The following is a 16,525-nucleotide window of genomic DNA, read 5'->3' on the forward strand; positions in this document are numbered from 1 at the left end:
TCCTTCTCCCCGCCGCTCACGTGAACCGCCGGAAGGAGATGGGCTGCCGGCCGGCGACGTCCTGGATCTTGACCACGTCCCCGGAGTGCGGCGCGGCGATCATCTTGCCGTCACCCATGTAGACGGCGCAGTGGGTCGGCGGCTCGCCGAAGAACACGATGTCGCCCGGCTGCGGCGGCCCGGTGATCGGCTTGCCGCTGGCCCAGTAACCGGCGGCGGTGGCATCGCCGATCTTGATGCCCGCCTCGTTCAGTGAGGCGTGCACCAGCCCGCTGCAGTCGAAGGCGTCCGGCCCGTCCGCGCCCCAGACGTAGGGCTTGCCCAGGTGGCTGCGGGCGGCGGCCACGATGTCGGCGCCGGTGCCGTTGCCGGTCACCTCGAACGGAATGGCGCGCGGCGCCGCGCCCCCGCCCTGCCCACCACCCTGTCCGCCGCCGGAGCCGCCCCCCGAATCGCCGCCGTAGGTGACCGGTGTGGCGCCGGGCGGCGTGTCGGTGCCGGCGAGCGTGGTGGTGCGCTTGGGGTCCAGCGGCGTCGGCCGCCACTCGGTGGTGTGACCCGGCCCGGGAACGAACGCCTGCCGGTCGGCCGCCGGGATGGAGGCGAAGGTGGGGTAGGCCTGCCCGACGTGCTTGCCGATGTCGGTGCGCGCGGTGGACAGCGCCGTCTCGGCCGTCTCGACCTGCTCCTTCGCCTTGTGGACGGCGAGCCGCACCTCGCGGGTGATGCCCGGCTTGAGCTGGTCCTCGGTGGCGTGCGGGTTGAGGCGGCGGTACTCGGCGACCCACGCCAGCAGGTCGTCGCACGTCTGGACGACGTTCTTCCTGGCCGTGCGCACCGCGCCCGCCGCCGAGTCCAGGCAGCCAGCGCAGTTCACCAGCACCTCGCGCAGGGAGTCCCCCGCGCGGCCGTAGCGGTTCATGTAGGCGACGAAGGCGTCGGCCGAGTCGCCCTCCCAGGCGTCGTCCATGGTCCGCAGCGCCGTGCCGAGGGCGCGCAGCTTCTCGACCGAGCCGGAGGCCGCCGTGCGCCAGCGCTTGGCGATCGCCTCGACCGCCGCGGGGTCGCCGTCGGTCTTCTTCAGCAGAGCGGCCAGTTCCTGGCCTTCGGGCAGCGCGGCCACCGCGTCGGCGTCCGTCATACCTTCGGCAGATTCTTCTCGGTGCCGTGCTCGGCGCTCTTGACGTTGGTCTCGACGGTGTCCAGCGCGCGTTCGACCCCGTCGAGGCGGGTCTTGACCGTGCCGAGCTCCTCGTCCGCGTGGCTCTCCACCGAGCCGATGGCCGTCACCAGCTCGGCGGCCCCGGTCAGCGTGCCGAACATCGAGGAGGTGGCGGCGTTCTTGGCGGGGAAGTCGTCGCCGATGGAGGCGAGCTTGCCTGCCTGGGTGTTGACGGCGACGCGGAGCTTGGCCAGCGCGTCGTAGTTCACGTCGAGACTCACCGGGGCCGGCTCCCTCCGTCGTCGGCCAGGACCATCCAGCGGCTCGGTCCCGGGCCCGACGCCCACCGTGCGCCCGGAACCGCCAACGAGCGATCATATCCGGCTAGGCCGATCATGGGCCATGAATCACCCCGAAAAGGTCATTCCCTGGTCGTCGGCGTCGTCGGCGCGGACGGCGGCAGGAAGGCGGTCTGGATCAGCCGGGAGCCGTACCGGCGGTCCACGTAGTAGGCGCGGCCCGGCGGCAGCGGGTGCGGGCGCACGCCGAACAGCACGCCCTCGTCCTTGTCGCCCGACAGGATCACCGCCGGGCTCGCCATGTCCTTCAGGCGCTGCATGACCGGGTCGAACATGCCGCGCCCCGCCCCGCCCATGGCGCGGGACAGCACCAGGTGCAGGCCGATGTCCCTGGCCTGCGGCAGCAGGTCCAGCAGCGGCGCGAGCGGGTTGGCGCCGGTGGCCACCAGGTCGTAGTCGTCCACGACGAAGTACAGGTCGGCGCCCTTCCACCAGTTGCGCGCGCGGAGCTGGTCGGGGGTGAGGTCGGCGGGCGGCAGCCGCTTGACCAGCGCCTCGCGCGCCTCGGCGACCATGTCGGCGGCCGTGGTGCTGGAGGCCGCGTATCCGATGCGGTGCTCGGTGTAGGCGGCGTCCAGCAGCGAGCGGCGGTAGTCGATGACGATGAGCCGCGCCCCGGCGGGGGCGTGCCGGGCGACGATGCCCTCGGCGACCAGTCGCAGCAGGTTGGACTTGCCGCTCTCGGTGTCGCCGATGACCGTCAGGTGCGGGTCGACGTCGAACTCCGCCAGCACCGGCGACAGCGTGGCCTCGTCGATGCCGAGGGGGATGCGCGCCCCGGTCTCCTCGACGCTCGGCAGCGCCTCCACCGGCAGCACCGACGGCAGCAGCCGCACGCGCGGGGCCGGCCGGCCGCGCCAGGCCTCCCGGACGCCGTCCACCAGGGCGCGGACGCCCACGGTCAGGTCGTCGGCCGTACGCACGCCGTCGATGCGCGGCAGCGCGCTGAGGAAGTGCAGGCCGTCGCGGGTCAGGCCGCGGCCGGGCACCCCCTCGGGCACCGCGAGCGCGGTCTTGCGGTTGACCTCCGACTCGTAGGCGTCGCCGAGCTTGAGCTCCAGCCGGGAGCCGAACAGGTCGCGGATGCCGGGCCGGAACTCCGACCACTTGTTGGTGGCGGCGACGATGTGGATGCCGTAGCCGAGGCCCCGGGCGGCCAGATCGGTGATGGTCGGCTCCAGCGAGTCGAACTCCTGCCGCACGGTGAGCCAGCCGTCCACGACGAGGAACACATCGCCGAACTCGTTGTCGGCGATCTGGCCCTCGGCTATCTGGCGCCGGTAGGTGGCGATCGAGTCGATGCCCCGCTCGGCGAACTCGCGCTCGCGCTGGTGCAGCAGGCCGGTGACCTCGGCGACGGTGCGGCGCACCCGGTCGCCGTCGAGGCGGTTGGCGACGCCGCCCACGTGCGGCAGCCCCTCCAGCGAGCCCAGCGTGCCGCCGCCGAAGTCCAGGCAGTAGAACTGCACCTCGCGCGGGGTGTGGGTGAGCGACAGCCCGGCGATCAGCGTGCGCAGGATCGTGCTCTTGCCGCTCTGCGGCGAGCCGACGACGGCCAGGTGGCCGGCCGCGCCGGCCAGGTCGACGGCGAGCGGGTCGCGCCGCTGCTCGAACGGCCGGTCCACGATGCCGAGCACGGCGCGCAGCCTGCCGCGGCCGGCCCATCCGGCGGTGGTCAGGCCGTAGTCGGGGGTGATGCTCAGCGGCGGGAGCAGGTGGCTCAGCGTCAGCGGCTCGGCCAGCGGCGGCAGCCAGATGCGGTGCGCCGGCGGCCCGTACCCGTCGAACTGGCGGACCATGATGTCCAGCAGGCTGTCCCTGCCGACGACGGAGGGCTCCGGCTCGGGCTCGGGCTGCGCGGGGGCGACGGGCGGCGGGATGTAGGCCGGGCCGTACAGCACCACCTGCCGCTGCTCGGCGGCGCCGCGCCGCTCCTGGCGCGCCTCCTCGGCGTAGGGGCCGGACACGTAGGCGGCCTTGAAGCGGGTCATGCCGGTGGTGTCGAACTTCAGGTACCCGTTGCCCGGCGCGGAGGGCAGCTCGTAGGCGTCGGCGACGCCCAGCACCACCCGGCTCTCCATGGCCGAGAAGGTGCGCAGGCCGATGCGGTAGGACAGGTGGGTGTCCAGGCCGCGCAGCCGGCCCTCCTCCAGCCGCTGTGAGGCGAGCAGCAGGTGCACGCCGAGCGAACGGCCGAGCCGGCCGATCATCACGAACAGGTCGATGAAGTCGGGCTTGGCCGAGAGCAGCTCGCTGAACTCGTCCAGCACGACGAACAGCGTGGGCAGCGGCCGCAGGTCGACGCCCTGCTCCCTGGCGCGCTCGTAGTCGCGCAGGGAGGCGTAGTTGCCCGCCGAGCGCAGCAGTTCCTGGCGGCGCACCATCTCGCCGTGCAGGGCGTCGTACATGCGGTCGACCAGCGGAAGCTCGTCCTCCAGGTTGGTGATCACCGCGGAGACGTGCGGCAGCGACTCCATGCCGAGGAAGGTGGCGCCGCCCTTGAAGTCGACCAGGACGAAGTTGAGGATCTCGGAGGAGTGGGTCGAGGCCAGCCCGAGCACCAGGGTGCGCACCAGTTCGCTCTTGCCCGAGCCGGTCGCGCCGATGACCAGTCCGTGCGGCCCCATGCCGCCCTGGGCCGACTCCTTGATGTCCAGCTCGACCATGCGGCCGTCGGCGCCGAGCCCGATCGGCACCCGGAAGCGGTTGCGGGGCGCCCGGGGCCGCCACAGCGTCGCGATGTCCAGCCGGCGCGGGTCGGCCACGCCGAGCAGGTCGGCGAGGGTCATGTTGGAGGACAGGACGTCCTGGCTGTCGCCGCTCTTGGCCGTGGAGACGCGCAGCGGCGCGAGCTGGCGGGCCAGCCCGTCGGCCTGCAGGAACGACAGCCGGTCGGGGCGGCCGAGCCCGGTGACGATCTCCTTGCCCGCGTGGTCGAGCTGGACGCGGTTGAAGCGGTCGGCCAGCACCTCAAGGCGCAGGGTGACCCCCTCCTCGACCAGCGAGGTGGAGCCGCTCAGGTCGATGACGGTGACGCCCTGGATGGCGTCCGCGCCGAGCTGGGAGTCCTGCGGGATGTGCCCGCCGTCGACGATCACCACGTGGTAGGGCAGCGACTCCGGCGACAGTCCCTGCTTGAACCGGCCGCGGTCCTTCAGCTCGCCGCCGAGCAGCCGGTCGAGCTCGCGCAGGTCGTCGGCCATGAGCCTGACCGGCCCCGCGGCGTCGAACTCCTCCGGGTGCAGGGCGTGCGGCAGCCACTTGACCCACTCCCACTGGGCCATCCACTCCTTGCTGGCGCACACGGCCACCCGCATGTCGTCCGGGGAGTGGAACACCGCGAGCTGCGCGATCAGCGAGCGCACCAGGTCGCGGACGGCGGCGGGGTCGCCGGCGGGCAGGATGCGGGCGAAGGAGTGCAGCGCCATCGCGATCGGCAGGTCGTCCACGGTGGAGTGGGCCCTGATGAAGCGGCGCAGCGCCCCGGCCGACATGGCGTCGAGGTCCTCCACCGGCTTGGCGTCCGGCGCGATGAGCTGCACCGCGAGGCGCTGGGTGCCGGTGCCGACCCGGACGGCGGCGAAGTCGCCGTCGCGGGGCCGCCGTTCCCACAGGCGCGGTCCCATGGCGACCGCCCACAGCGTGCCGGGCTCGGGGCCGTTCCAGTCGAGCGCCTCGCGCTGCTGGCGCACGGCCCTGCGCACCTTGGCGCGGGTCTGCGACAGGTAGCGGAAGTAGTCGCGCCGCAGGCCGTTGAGCCGCATCTTGCGCTCGCCGGAGGCGCGGCCGAGCTGGCTCATGCTCATGCCCACCATGGACAGGGCGAACATGCCGCTGGCGACGTACATGATGGGGCTCCCGCCGCCGCCCCCGGTGAACATCAGCGCCATGGCGGCGCCGCCGGCGGCCATCGGCAGGAAGGTGAGGATCTGCATGAACCCGCCGGACATGGTCTCGGGGATCTCCGGCGGCGACTCCAGCAGGATCTCGCCTCGCGGCGGTGCCGGAGGCGGACGGCGCTCGGGTCGCCGGATGACGACTATGCCCACGTCGCTCCATGTTCGGATGGACCTGCCCCGGGGAGCCGGCGTACCGGAGGGCCGCGCGCCCCGTGAGGGCAGGGATGGGTCGTACCGGAGCCAACGGTAGCGAACTCCGATCACCGGGCCGCCCCGGACCGGCAAACCTGGCGCATCCCGCAAAACATGCATATGTCCGCCCTCGCGCCGCATGGCAGCCCGATACGGTATTCGCGTGATCTCAATGGAGTCGGTGTGACGCTCAACCCGACGGGCGGCCCTCCCCTGCGCGTCCCGGGCGGCCCCGGCGGGCCTGGGACGCCCGGCGCCCTGGACGTCATGAACGGCCAGCCCAAGCCGGCCGTCCTGCGGGCGCCGGGATCGGCCGTCGCGATGACCCGCGTCACGATCGTGACGCCGCGCAAACGGATCGACCTCGCCATCCCCTCCGACCTGCCCCTCGCGCACGTCCTGCCCAACCTGCTGGGCGCCGTCGGCGAGAACGGCGACGAGAGCGTGCTGTCGACCACCGGATGGGTGATCCAGCGGGTCGGCGGCCGGGCCCTTCCGCTGGACGCCAGCATGACCGCCCTCGGCGTGCGCGACGGCGAGGTCCTCTACCTGCTGCCCCGCCCGTCCGAGCTGCCCGAGGCCGTCTTCGACGACGTGGCCGACACCATCGCCACCGGGATCAAGGAACGGTCGGGGCGATGGCAGCCGCGGCACACCCGCGCCACCGGCCTCGGCGTCGCCGTCGCCTTCCTCGTCTCCGGCGCCCTCGCGCTCACCGTGTCGGGGCCTCCCTGGACGCTCCCGACGGTCGTCACGGGCCTGCTGGCCTTCCTGCTCGTCGGGGCGGGCGCCGCGCTGTCCCGCGCCCTCGGCGACAGCGCGGCCGGCGCGGTCATCGGCTACACCGCCCTGCCGTACGCCTTCCTGGCCGGGCTGCTCGCCCCCGCCAAGGACGTCGGCATGCTGTGGTTCGGCGCGCCCAACCTGCTCGCGGCCTTCGCCATGACCGCGCTGACGGCCACCGTCGCGGGCTGGGCGATCGCCGAAGGGCTGCCCAACTTCTTCGGCGTCATGGTCGCCTCGATGGCCGGGGCCGCCGGCGCCGCCATCGTCATGGTCTGGCATCCGCCCGCCCCCGGCGTGGCCGCGCTGCTGGTCGCCATCGTGCTGGCCTGCACGCCGCTGATCCCCACCCTGTCCTTCCGCCTGGCCCGGCTCCCCTTGCCCGCCGCGCCGAAGAACGCCGAGGAACTGCGCGCCGACAACCAGGAGCTGGACGGCCCGGACGTCAAGCGCCGCGCCGTGGAGGCCGAACGGTTCGCCACCGGCCTCGCCGCGGGCGTCGCCCTGGTCGCGCTGAGCGCCGAGCTCCTGCTGCTCGGCACCGGCGGCTGGACGGGCAGGGCCATGCTGGTCGTGCTCGCCCTGGCGCTGATGCTCCGCGCCCGCGTCTTCCACGGCGTCGGCCAGCGCGTGTGGCTGGCCGGCACCGGCGCCGCCGGGCTGCTCACCGTCCTGGTGGGGGCCGCGCTCACCGGACCGGGCACCGCCCTGCTCGTCGTCCCCGGCCTGCTGGGCGTGGCCGCGGTCGCCGCCGGCATGGGCCTGTTCCTCCCGCAGCGCCGCCCCACCCCCTTCTGGGGCAGGGCCGGCGACATCCTGGAGTTCGCCCTGATCACCGCGCTGTTCCCACTGGCCCTGGGCGTCCTCGACGTCTACACCTGGATCCGCGGCCTGGCCGGCTGACCCCTCCGGCGGCCGCCCACACCGGCGCAGTGCCGGCCCCACTACAGCACGGACCGCACCCCAACCCCCACCACACGGCGAGCAAATTCCAGCCCCACCACGGCACGAGCCGCACCCCCACCCCCACCACACGGCGAGCAAATTCCAGCCCCACCACGGCACCGGCCGCAGCCCGGCCCTCACCACGCGGCGGGCGGATTCCAGCCCCACCACCACGCGGGGGGCATTCCGGCCCCGCTACGGCGCGAGCGGCCGCCCGGTCAGTGCGGGACCACATACGTTCACCGGGCGCGGCTCTCCGCCCCCGGCCACGTGCTGCACTGATCGGCGCCGGGTCGGCGGGTCGTGGTACGGCGATGCCGGCGCCTGCTACGGCGCCCAAGCCGGTGAACGGTCCCGGACAGCGCGCCGGCTATGGGGCGGCCGGGTAGCCGGGGTCCTTGCCGCGCTGCGAGGTGCCGATGAGCAGCTTGGCGATCAGCTGGCTCGGCGTCGGCAGCACGCCGGCGCCCGACTTGCCGTCCTCCAGGTTGTAGGCGACGGTGTAGGCGCTCGACCCGACGTAGAAGGAGGCGAAGTCGCCCGCGTCGTTGTTCCGGAACACCTTGCCCATCGGCCCCAGCTTGGTGAGGTCCCACACGCCGAAGAAGGCCAGGCAGGCGGCGAAGTCCTTGAGGGTGGCCATGGAGTTGTCGGAGAAGGAGCCGAGATCCTGGCCGAAGGCCGCCCGCGCGCCGAGCGCCAGCGCCTCGTCCCCGAGCGCGAAGACGGCGCTGCCGACGGAGTACCCCACGAGCTTCTCGACGGCGACCTTCATGATCGCGTGCTCCAGGAGCTTCAGCAGGACCTGCGCCTGGACCTTCTTGTACAGCCGGTCGATCAGCCACCGCGACAACGCCGCCGCCTGCGCGCCGACCCACGGCCAGGAGGCGGCGAGCATGAGCTGGGCGTAACTGGTCAGCGCCATCACCCGCAGGGCGTCGCGCGTCTTCTCCAGCGCCTCGGCGTACCCCTCGCACGCCTCGGCCATGCGGCGGCAGTAGGCCGACATCGCCGGTGGGACGGCCGCGACGCCGCCCGGCGTCTTGACCGTCCCGGCCTGGGTCCAGAACGCGCGGAAGGCCTCCGACCCCTGGCTCGGGTGCTGCGTCCACACCCTCTGGGCCAGACCGCCGGTCACGGTGGTGTTGGCATCGATCTTGCCGGCGAGCGAACGCCACACCGTGGCCGCCTCCCGCGCCCCGTCCGGGTCCCCTTCGGGCCACTTGGACAGGATCGTCCAGGCGACGAACCCGACGATGCCCGCCCCGCCGGCGGGATAGAGCATCCAGCGGGACGGGCTCACCTGTCGCCCTCCAGCAGGCGGGCGACCGAGGCCCAGTCGGCGACGGCGACGTTCCTTCCCATCAGGACCAGCCTGTCGCCGATGACGGCGTAGACCGTGGCCAGCGCGTGCAACTCGTGCTCCAGGTCGGCGGCGCGGGCGCCGTACCCGGCCTTGCCGTCCCCGCCGTCGTGGAAGGCGCGCCCGGCGTCGTCGCGGCCCCAGAAGTCGCCGATGTCCATCAACCGGCGCGTCGCCTCGCGGACCGCGCCGGCGATGTCCTCACCCTGGCCGCCGAAGAGCCTGCCGATGTCCCCGAGCCCCGACGGGGACACGTCCAGCACCTGCCCCGGCCCTCCGGGCGGCCCCGGCACCGGGTCTTCGAGAGGTTGATGCGACATGACGCCCCCCGTGTCGTGATGGGCGGCCACCCACGCGCCGCCGGTCCAACACTACCGACCGAATGGCACACATGTTCGAGTCGCACCAACCGACATGATCGACAATACACCCCCAACCTATCGGTCAAGGGGAAAACTCAGGCGTGGTCGTCGGGCCAGGGGGCGCCCATGGCGTTGGCCACGTCTCGTAGCCAGGTGTCGACGTCGGCCGGGTCCAGGGAAGGCGGCTCGCCTCCGGTGGCCTCGCGCAGCAGTTCGGCGTTCTTGCGGTGCGCGTCGGCCTGGGCGCCGCGCACCGCTTCGGTCACGGCCTGTGCGATCGAGGCGCTGTCCAGCCGCATGACGCGGGGGTCCAGCGTCACCTCCACGATCTGGCCGCCGCCGTCCACCACGGCCGCGACCAGCCCGCCGGCCGCCGCGCCCTCGCCCTTGACGGCCCGCAGCTCGCCGAAAACGCCGCTGAGGCGCTGGACGGCCTCCTCGCTCTGCCGCGTGACGCGTTCGAGGTCCTCGAGCCGGAAGTCGTCCGGTCGGAACACGGCACAGCTCCTTCGCTGGGTTCGCGAGCCCGTGGGGACTCCGAGGGATACGGCGGGGGTGGTGCGGTCCGGGCGAGGGCCGGGGGCGACGGGTCAAGGGTGGTAGGGCTCGGGCTGGTTCTGCTTGGGCTCGCGCCACTCGAACCCGGCGGAGGGGGGCAGCTGCGCCGGCTGCCCGGCGGGCGCGGCCGGGGGCTGCTGGAACGGCGGCAGGCCGTGGGTGTCTATGACCGCCTTCCTGAAGTCGATCTTCGCGGCTCCCGTGGGCTCCAGGTTGAACATCTGGGCCAGCGCCTTGCCGGCGAAGTACACCGACATGCCGCCCGCCACCGAGGACACCACCTTGGCCAGCAGGCCGGTCGCCATCGCGATGGTGCTGGTGGCCATGGCCCCCAGCGCCTCCAGCCGCGCGTACCCGGCGGCCGCGTACGGCGTCGCGAGCATCGCGGCGGCGATCGGCAGGGCCGCGCCGAGCACCACCACAACCCGGCCCAGGGACACCCAGTAGGCCCGGTAGGCGTCACCCAGTTCGTCCACGATGCCCGCGATGTTCTTCACGTATCCGCGCAGGCTCTCCATGGCCTCCTGGAAGCGCTCGACGGCGTCCACGTACGCGTCGTGGTCCAGGGCGATCCAGCCGTCCTTGCCCTTGTCGCCGAGGTTGCGGACGTAGCTCTTGATCGCCGTGTCCAGGCGGGAGTGGATCGACTCCCAGTTGTTGTAGGCGTCGGCCATGCCGGGCACGTTCGCGACCGCGGTGGCCGCGATGGCGCTGCCCACGACCAGCGGCCGGGACAACAGGGCGGCCTTGCGCAGGTCGTTCAGGACCGAGAGCGCGCTGCCGCCCGCGAGCCTGAAGGACGGCGCGTACGACCCAGGGGGCATGGTGCGGAGCTCCTTCGCGTCGTTCGGTCGTCACACGTGGACGGCTGTTGTCACACGTATACGGCTGTGGAGCGCTCCTCGGCGGTACGCCAGTTGCTCCGCGCGGTGTCGAGTTGGTGGGTCCAGGTCTCAAGGACGGAGACGGCCTCGGAGAGCTTGGCGCGCACGTCGTCCTGGAGGTGGTCGTAGCGCAGGCCGATCACCACCTCGCCGAGCGCCCCCCAGCCGGGGAAGCCGATCTCGGTGCTGTCCACCATCGCGCGCCATTCCTTGATGGCCGGGATCACGTCTTCGTTGATCTCGTTGATGATGCTCTGGATCGCCTCCGAGGTGACGTACCTTTCCTGCACCATGCCGCCTCCATGATCCGAATGTCGCGCATGATGTCTATCAGCAGTTCTGGATCAATCAGGCGCCCTGTCACATTTGTTCATCCAGTCGTAGACGATGGAAACATCGACGATGATCACTGTTCACGCCCCCACGACGGGACGGCGGCGGCTGTAGGGTGCCTCGGGCCGGGCCATGCCGGTACGGGCGAGGAAGGATGGAGGGCACGTGACCGAGTTCGGCGACTTCGCGAGCATCGACATCGACAAGCTGCTGACCGGGGCGCAGCGGCAGCTCGCCCAGGTAGAGGAGCTCCAGCGGCGCACCGCCGAGCTGGTCGGCCGTGCCACGGACAAGGACGGCCACGTGACCGTCGAGTACACCGGGCAGGGGCTGCAGGAGCTCGAACTCAACCCGCGTGCGATGCGCCTGCCCTCCGCCGACCTGGCCGCGCTCATCAAGACGGTGGTGCACGACGCCGGGCGCGACCTGGAGCGCCAGACCAACGAGTTGATGGAAGAGCTGTTCGGCGCGGAGGACAACCCCATGCGACTCCTGCGCGACCCCGAGGCCGCGCTCGCGCAGGTCAAGCAGGCCGAGGCCGCCTACGACCGCACGTTCGAAGAGGTCATGGCCGACCTGGACCAGATCCGCCGCCGCCTGCAGTGACGGCCGGCACCGGTCGATGACGCCGGGAGCTCCGGCGTCATCGGCCGCGGGTCAGATGCCGGCGGGCGGCTGCCCGGTGCCGTAGGGGTTGGCGCCGCTCGTCCCGGTGTAGCCGGTCGTCCCGGTGTAGCCGGTCGTCCCGACGTCGGAGAGGTTGCTCAGCGGGATGCGCACCTGCTTGACGCCGTCCTTCTGCGCGTTCATGGCCATGATCTGGCCCTGCAGCTCTGACTGCTTCCCGGTGACCAGGGAGAACGCCACCATGCCGGCGGTCGCGGCCATGCCGTACTTGGAGACCAGCCTGGTGATGACCGCCTGTGTGCCGGTCGCCGCCACCTCCGACGACGCCTGCGTCGCCACGTTGACGCCCGGGATACCGCGCGTGGCCAGCGTGTAGATCGTCAGCGCCGTGAGCAGCGTCCCGGCCGTGCCCGAGGCCAGCGCCCCGTAGAAGGAGAGCTTGCCCATGCCGTGCATGATCTTCGCGGCGTCGTAGTGCGCGCTCGTGGCGTCGCCGAAGTTGGTCGCCATGAGCCGCGCGGTGTCCTTGACGGCCTTGTAGTCCTCGGCGGTCCAGTCCTCCGCGGGCACGTCGTTCACGTGTTTGGTGAGGTCGTCACTGATGTTCTTGATGCCGTTGCCGGTCTCGGTCCACTTGTCGCCCGCCCCGTACAGGCTGCTCGGCTTGGAGGCCACTCCGCCGATGGCCAGGCCGATCATCTGCCCCCGGACCGGGTTGACCACACAGTAGGCCAGGGCTCCGATCACCCCGGCGACGTACCCGTACTCCCAGCCTTCGTAGCTCACTGCTTCATCCCCTTTTTGAGCGCCTCGGCGTTGGCGGCCAGGTCCTCCTCCATCAGCCGCCACCGGTCCCCGGACAGCTTCAGATCGTCCCGCCAGAGCTCCATCTGCTTGCGGACCGTCTCGATGTAGGTCACCGAGGTGGTGGCCATCTCCCCGTGCTTGCCGGAGATGGGCATGCCGACCAGGCCGCAGTCCATCCAGCCGATGTGGTTGTCCTGCGGCTTGCGCTTGACCTCGTCCGCGCGGCCGCCGACGTCCCTTTCGATGTTCTTGCCGAGGTCGATGACCGCCTGGTGCTTCACCTTGCGCGTCTGCGACGCATTGGCGGGGGCCGTGCCGGTGTATCCGTTCCCGGTCGTGTTCGGTACGCGGGGGAAGCCACCGCCACCGCCACCCCCGGTGTCCGGCAGGCCGGGGATCTGCGGCATGCCGCCGCCTCCCGTGCCGCCGCCTCCGGGGCCGCCGCCCGGGCCTCCGGGCAGGTTCAGACCGCCGGTGGGGTCGCCCGCCGGCCCCGTTCCGGTCCCCGTGGGGTCGGTGAGGCTCGGGTTCTGCCCCACCGGCACGTTCGGGATGGCCGGGATGCCCGGGTCCTGCCCGGTGGGAATGCCCGGGTCCTGCCCGGTGGGAATGCCCGGGTTCTGACCGACGGGGTCGTTCACGTTGGGCAGGCCGGGAATGCCCTGGTCGGGGATCGGCGGGATGCCCGGGATGGAGTTGGTGGGGTCGCCGGGGTCGGCGTTGACCGGGTCGAGCGGCACCGAGGTGGTCGGATCGCCGGGCGAGAACGGCTGACCAGGGTCACCCGTCCCGACGGGGTCCACGGTGAACGGCTGGCCGGGATCACCCGTCCCGATCGGGTTCACCGTGAACGGCTGCCCTGGATCACCGATCACCACGGGATCCCCGGTTCCCACCGGATCGGCGGTGAACGGGTCACCGGGCGAGAACGGCTGACCGGGGTCACCCGTCCCGATCGGGTTCACCGTGAAGGGCTGACCGGGATCCCCCGTCCCGATCGGGTCCACACTGAACGGCCGCCCGGGGTCACCGGTCCCCACCGGATCGGCGGTGAACGGGTTCCCCGGCGAGAACGGCTGACCGGGGTCACCGCCCCCCAGCGGGTTCACGCTGAACGGCTGACCGGGATCGCCCGTGCCCACCGGATCGGCACCGAAGGGGTTACCGGGCGAGAACGGCTGTCCCGGGTCGCCCGACCCCACCGGGTTCACGCTGAACGGCTGACCTGGATCGCCGCTCCCCAGCGTGTTGACGCTGAACGGCTGACCGGGGTCACCGCCGCCCACCGGATCGGCGCCGAACGGCTGCCCCGGTGAGAACAACTGGCCGGGGTCCCCCGACCCCACCGGATTCACGCTGAACGGCTGACCAGGGTCGCCGTTGCCCATGGAATTCACGCCGAACGGCTGACCCGGGTCGCCGCCGCCCAGGGAGTTCACGCTGAACGGCTGGCCGGGGTCGCCCGTGGAGATGGGGTTCGCGCCCATCGGGTCACCCGAGGTGAACGGCTGCCCGGCGCCGCCCTGGGCGTCCTGCCCTCCCGGCCCGGCGAAGTTCTGGTGGACGAAGGCGGAGCCGTCGGACCCGCCGCTCTGCCCGTCCCCGGGCCCGCCGCCCGAGACCGTGTACGGCCCGCCCGCGACCGAGCCGCCCTGCGTCGCCTCGCCGGCGCCCCCCGGCACGGCCGAGGATGGGCCTCCCGCGTTCAGCAGGGCGTCGAAACCGCGTTGCTCGCTCACCTTGCGTCCCCCCGTCTCCGGCCGCCAGGGTCTTGATCAGCCTGTGAGACGGCAGACTAACCCAGTGCCCGCCGGACCGTACAGAAAGCGCTCAGCCGGTCATAGCACGGCACATATCCATCTCGACACGAGCATCCCGGTTCGCGGGCGCGCTTCTATGCTGTCGGCGACGACCCGCCAGGCAAGGCTGAGGTGGCATGCAGACCCGTCGTGATCTTTACCAGGCCCACCGGCTGATGATGCAGCGCCTGGGCATGGCCCTGCTGCAGGGCGAACCGGACATCCCCGAGTCGCCCATGCGCAGGCACAACGTCGCCATGTTCTGCGGTGTGCTGGTGGCGGTGCTCGTGGCGGCCTGCTTCGGCATCTACGGCCTACTCAAGCCCGGCGGCGCCACCTCGCTGACCGCGCCCGGCACGCTGATCGTCGAACAGGAGACCGGAGCCACCTTCGTCTACAGCCAGCAGGAGGCACGGCTCATCCCGGTCGCCAACTACACCTCGGCCCGCCTGATCCTCGACACCCCGCAGGTGACGGTGCGCACGGTGTCGTCGGCGTCGCTCGCCCGCTTCACCCGCGGCACCCTGGTGGGCATCCCCGGCGCGCCGGAGTCGCTGCCCGCGCGCGAGAAGCTGGTGCGCGGCCCCTGGTCGGCGTGCGTGGCCGAGACCGTGGACCCGGGCGGCACGCACCGGCCGTACGTCTCGCTGGTGGGCGGCACGGACGTCGGGGGCCGGCCGTTCGGCTCCGAGGCCATGATCGCCGACGACGGCCAGCAGTCCTGGGTCATCCTCGCCGACCGCCGCATGCGGGTCTCCGACGCCGGAGCGCGCGCGCTGTCGGCCGCCGCGCCACGTCAGATCCCCGCTACCTGGCTCAACGCCCTGCCCATCGGCCCGGACTTCCGCGGCCCTCGCATCGCCGGTCTGGGGCACCGGCTGCGCGGCCCTGACGGCCGCGCCTCCGCCGTGGGCCGGGTCTACACCGTGCCGGCGGTGGCCGGCGGCGAGGTCCGCTGGTACGTGCTGCTCGGCGACGGCATCGCGGCCATCTCGCAGACGCAGGCCACGCTGCTGCTGCAGGACCCGGCGAGCAAGGCGGCCTACGGCCGGCTGCCGGTGCGGCCGATCGAGGTCGACGCGTCCAGGGCGAACGCCTTCCCGCTGTCCAGGACGTCGATGGCGGTGAGCGGAATGCCCGCGACGATGCCGAAGGTCGCGACGCCCGATCCGGCGTCCCCGCTGTGCACCGTCTACTCCGACACGGGCAGGGGCTCCACCCGCGCGCGGCTGACGATCGGCGGGCGCATGCGCATCCCGGTTCCGCCGAACGCGGGGGCCGACCAGGAGCACTTCGACCAGGTGCTGCTGCCGCCGGGCGGCGCGGTGCTGGCCGGGCTGCTCCCGGGCGAGGGCCAGCTCGGCTCGATCCAGAACTTCGCGCTCGTCACCGACCAGGGGCGCAAGTTCGCCCTGTCCTCCGGCGATCTGCTGCCGAACCTCGGGTACGAGGCCGCGGAGGTGGCTCCGCTCCCGGCGGGCATCTGGCACCTGATCCCCGAAGGGCCCACGCTGGACCCCGCCGCGGCCCGGACGCCGGTTCCGATCACCCAGACGACGACCGTGAAGCCGTGATCCCGGCCATGAAGCCGTGATGTCAGCCATAGCCACTGGTACGAAAAACCGTTACTGACTCGCAATGTGACGTATGGCCATGTTGTGGTGATTGATCCTAGGGTTTGAGTGATCAGCATCGCGGGGGCACACGATGCGTTTCGCAGTGTGGGCCATCACGCGTTCACGGCCAGGCCACACTCCTTGGAGGTATCCGTGAGCCAGCAGACCTCAGCACAGCTTCCTCAGATCGTCGAGTCCGCGAAGAAGACCGAGACGGCCCACGGCCTCATCGGCAGCATCCAGACCCAGCTGCAGGGGCACGTCTCCGAGCTCCGCGCGGGCTGGGGCGGCGCGTCGGGCATGGCGTTCGAGTCCGTCTACAACGAGTGGAACGGCGAGCTGTCCAAGGTGCTCGGCGAGCTCCAGGGTCTCGCGGTGAAGCTCCACCAGGTGGAGGCGCGTTACCGCAACACCGAGGCCGACCAGACCGCGGCGGCGCACCGTGTCATCGGTGGCGCGCTCAGCGGCAACATCAACGCCTGACCCCACCCTCCTCGGACAACGGAGAAGATCATGGCTGGTATCAACAACGACATCGACCGCACGCTGGTCAACTTCGGGTCGATGACCACCGGCGCCCAGGACTTCGCCCGCCAGTGGCAGGCGATGGAAGGCACGCTGCAGGAGCTGGAGGGCAACCTCGACCGCCTGCTCGGCGAGTGGGAGGGCGACGCGCGCGCCGCTTACTGGGCCGCGCGGGCGCAGTGGGACGCCGCCTCCGGCCGCATGGCGGGTCTGCTGCAGCAGCTCGGCGCGGTCATCCAGCAGGGTCACGAGAACTTCCACCTCACCGAGAAGGCCAACGTCGCGATGTTCGACGGCCGTTGACGGCCGCC

The 16,525-nt window shown here is 72.1% G+C and carries 15 protein-coding genes; 5 read left to right on the forward strand and 10 right to left on the reverse strand.

Annotation, left to right across the window (positions count from 1 at the left end; all coding sequences use genetic code 11):
* Nucleotides 1-16: 16 nt before the first annotated feature.
* The 3 genes from ABZU32_RS00830 to eccCa form a co-directional block, all read right to left on the reverse strand.
* Nucleotides 17-1,141, reverse strand: coding sequence for an NlpC/P60 family protein (locus tag ABZU32_RS00830; RefSeq protein WP_354834993.1), 1,125 nt, complete (start codon nt 1,139-1,141; stop codon nt 17-19).
* Entirely contained in the window at nt 1,138-1,443 is a 306-nt protein-coding gene (locus ABZU32_RS00835; protein WP_354915317.1) for a hypothetical protein, read from the reverse strand. The genes ABZU32_RS00830 and ABZU32_RS00835 overlap by 4 nt, the downstream gene beginning before the upstream one ends.
* Before the next feature lie 140 nt (nt 1,444-1,583).
* A complete protein-coding gene (eccCa, locus tag ABZU32_RS00840) occupies nt 1,584-5,570 on the reverse strand; it encodes a type VII secretion protein EccCa (RefSeq protein ID WP_354915320.1) in 3,987 nt (1,328 codons plus the stop codon).
* A 225-nt stretch (nt 5,571-5,795) separates the two neighbouring features.
* Between eccCa and eccD the strand changes: the two genes are divergently transcribed.
* Nucleotides 5,796-7,298 carry a type VII secretion integral membrane protein EccD gene (gene eccD, locus ABZU32_RS00845; protein ID WP_354915323.1) on the forward strand — a complete coding sequence of 501 codons (1,503 nt, stop codon included), beginning with the start codon at nt 5,796-5,798 and terminating at the stop codon, nt 7,296-7,298.
* A 412-nt stretch (nt 7,299-7,710) separates the two neighbouring features.
* Here eccD and ABZU32_RS00850 read toward each other — a convergent pair whose 3' ends face one another.
* The 5 genes from ABZU32_RS00850 to ABZU32_RS00870 form a co-directional block, all read right to left on the reverse strand.
* The gene (locus tag ABZU32_RS00850; RefSeq protein WP_354835001.1) at nt 7,711-8,643 is read right to left on the reverse strand and encodes a hypothetical protein; all 933 of its coding nucleotides are present in this window, start codon (nt 8,641-8,643) and stop codon (nt 7,711-7,713) included.
* Nucleotides 8,640-9,023 carry a hypothetical protein gene (locus ABZU32_RS00855; protein WP_354835003.1) on the reverse strand — a complete coding sequence of 128 codons (384 nt, stop codon included), beginning with the start codon at nt 9,021-9,023 and terminating at the stop codon, nt 8,640-8,642. The genes ABZU32_RS00850 and ABZU32_RS00855 overlap by 4 nt, the downstream gene beginning before the upstream one ends.
* A 137-nt stretch (nt 9,024-9,160) precedes the next feature.
* Nucleotides 9,161-9,562, reverse strand: coding sequence for a YbaB/EbfC family nucleoid-associated protein (locus tag ABZU32_RS00860; protein WP_354915326.1), 402 nt, complete (start codon nt 9,560-9,562; stop codon nt 9,161-9,163).
* A 93-nt stretch (nt 9,563-9,655) separates the two neighbouring features.
* Nucleotides 9,656-10,447, reverse strand: coding sequence for a hypothetical protein (locus tag ABZU32_RS00865; RefSeq protein ID WP_354835007.1), 792 nt, complete (start codon nt 10,445-10,447; stop codon nt 9,656-9,658).
* A 50-nt stretch (nt 10,448-10,497) separates the two neighbouring features.
* A complete protein-coding gene (locus ABZU32_RS00870) occupies nt 10,498-10,800 on the reverse strand; it encodes a hypothetical protein (protein ID WP_354835009.1) in 303 nt (100 codons plus the stop codon).
* Between the two features lie 205 nt (nt 10,801-11,005).
* On the opposite strand from ABZU32_RS00870, the gene ABZU32_RS00875 reads away from it, so the two are divergent.
* Complete coding sequence (locus tag ABZU32_RS00875; protein ID WP_354835011.1) at nt 11,006-11,446, forward strand: YbaB/EbfC family nucleoid-associated protein; 441 nt, start codon at nt 11,006-11,008, stop codon at nt 11,444-11,446.
* Nucleotides 11,447-11,497: 51 nt separating this feature from the next.
* Here the strand turns inward: ABZU32_RS00875 and ABZU32_RS00880 are convergent, their stop codons facing one another.
* Together ABZU32_RS00880 and ABZU32_RS00885 are read right to left on the reverse strand one after the other, a co-directional pair.
* The gene (locus ABZU32_RS00880; protein ID WP_354915329.1) at nt 11,498-12,253 is read right to left on the reverse strand and encodes a hypothetical protein; all 756 of its coding nucleotides are present in this window, start codon (nt 12,251-12,253) and stop codon (nt 11,498-11,500) included.
* On the reverse strand, nt 12,250-14,013 hold the full coding sequence (locus ABZU32_RS00885) for a hypothetical protein (RefSeq protein WP_354915332.1): 1,764 nt from the start codon (nt 14,011-14,013) through the stop codon (nt 12,250-12,252). The genes ABZU32_RS00880 and ABZU32_RS00885 overlap by 4 nt, the downstream gene beginning before the upstream one ends.
* A gap of 197 nt (nt 14,014-14,210) precedes the next feature.
* On the opposite strand from ABZU32_RS00885, the gene eccB reads away from it, so the two are divergent.
* The 3 genes from eccB to ABZU32_RS00900 all read left to right on the forward strand — a co-directional run bounded on the left by eccB (nt 14,211) and on the right by ABZU32_RS00900 (nt 16,517).
* Entirely contained in the window at nt 14,211-15,647 is a 1,437-nt protein-coding gene (gene eccB, locus ABZU32_RS00890; RefSeq protein ID WP_354915334.1) for a type VII secretion protein EccB, read from the forward strand.
* A 195-nt stretch (nt 15,648-15,842) separates the two neighbouring features.
* Entirely contained in the window at nt 15,843-16,172 is a 330-nt protein-coding gene (locus ABZU32_RS00895; RefSeq protein WP_354915337.1) for a WXG100 family type VII secretion target, read from the forward strand.
* Nucleotides 16,173-16,202: 30 nt separating this feature from the next.
* Nucleotides 16,203-16,517, forward strand: coding sequence for a WXG100 family type VII secretion target (locus ABZU32_RS00900; protein WP_354835021.1), 315 nt, complete (start codon nt 16,203-16,205; stop codon nt 16,515-16,517).
* The last annotated feature ends 8 nt before the right edge of the window (nt 16,518-16,525 follow it).

Source organism: Sphaerisporangium sp. NPDC005288, assembly GCF_040607475.1.
GTDB classification, from domain to species: domain Bacteria; phylum Actinomycetota; class Actinomycetes; order Streptosporangiales; family Streptosporangiaceae; genus Sphaerisporangium; species Sphaerisporangium rhizosphaerae.

Coding starts and splice junctions, on each gene's coding strand:
- ABZU32_RS00865 (WP_354835007.1), bottom strand. CDS start 10,447: ATGCCCCCTGGGTCGTACGCGCCGTCCTTCAGGCTCGCGGGCGGCAGC.
- ABZU32_RS00870 (WP_354835009.1), bottom strand. CDS start 10,800: ATGGTGCAGGAAAGGTACGTCACCTCGGAGGCGATCCAGAGCATCATC.
- eccB (WP_354915334.1), top strand. CDS start 14,211: ATGCAGACCCGTCGTGATCTTTACCAGGCCCACCGGCTGATGATGCAG.
- ABZU32_RS00830 (WP_354834993.1), bottom strand. CDS start 1,141: ATGACGGACGCCGACGCGGTGGCCGCGCTGCCCGAAGGCCAGGAACTG.
- ABZU32_RS00900 (WP_354835021.1), top strand. CDS start 16,203: ATGGCTGGTATCAACAACGACATCGACCGCACGCTGGTCAACTTCGGG.
- ABZU32_RS00855 (WP_354835003.1), bottom strand. CDS start 9,023: ATGTCGCATCAACCTCTCGAAGACCCGGTGCCGGGGCCGCCCGGAGGG.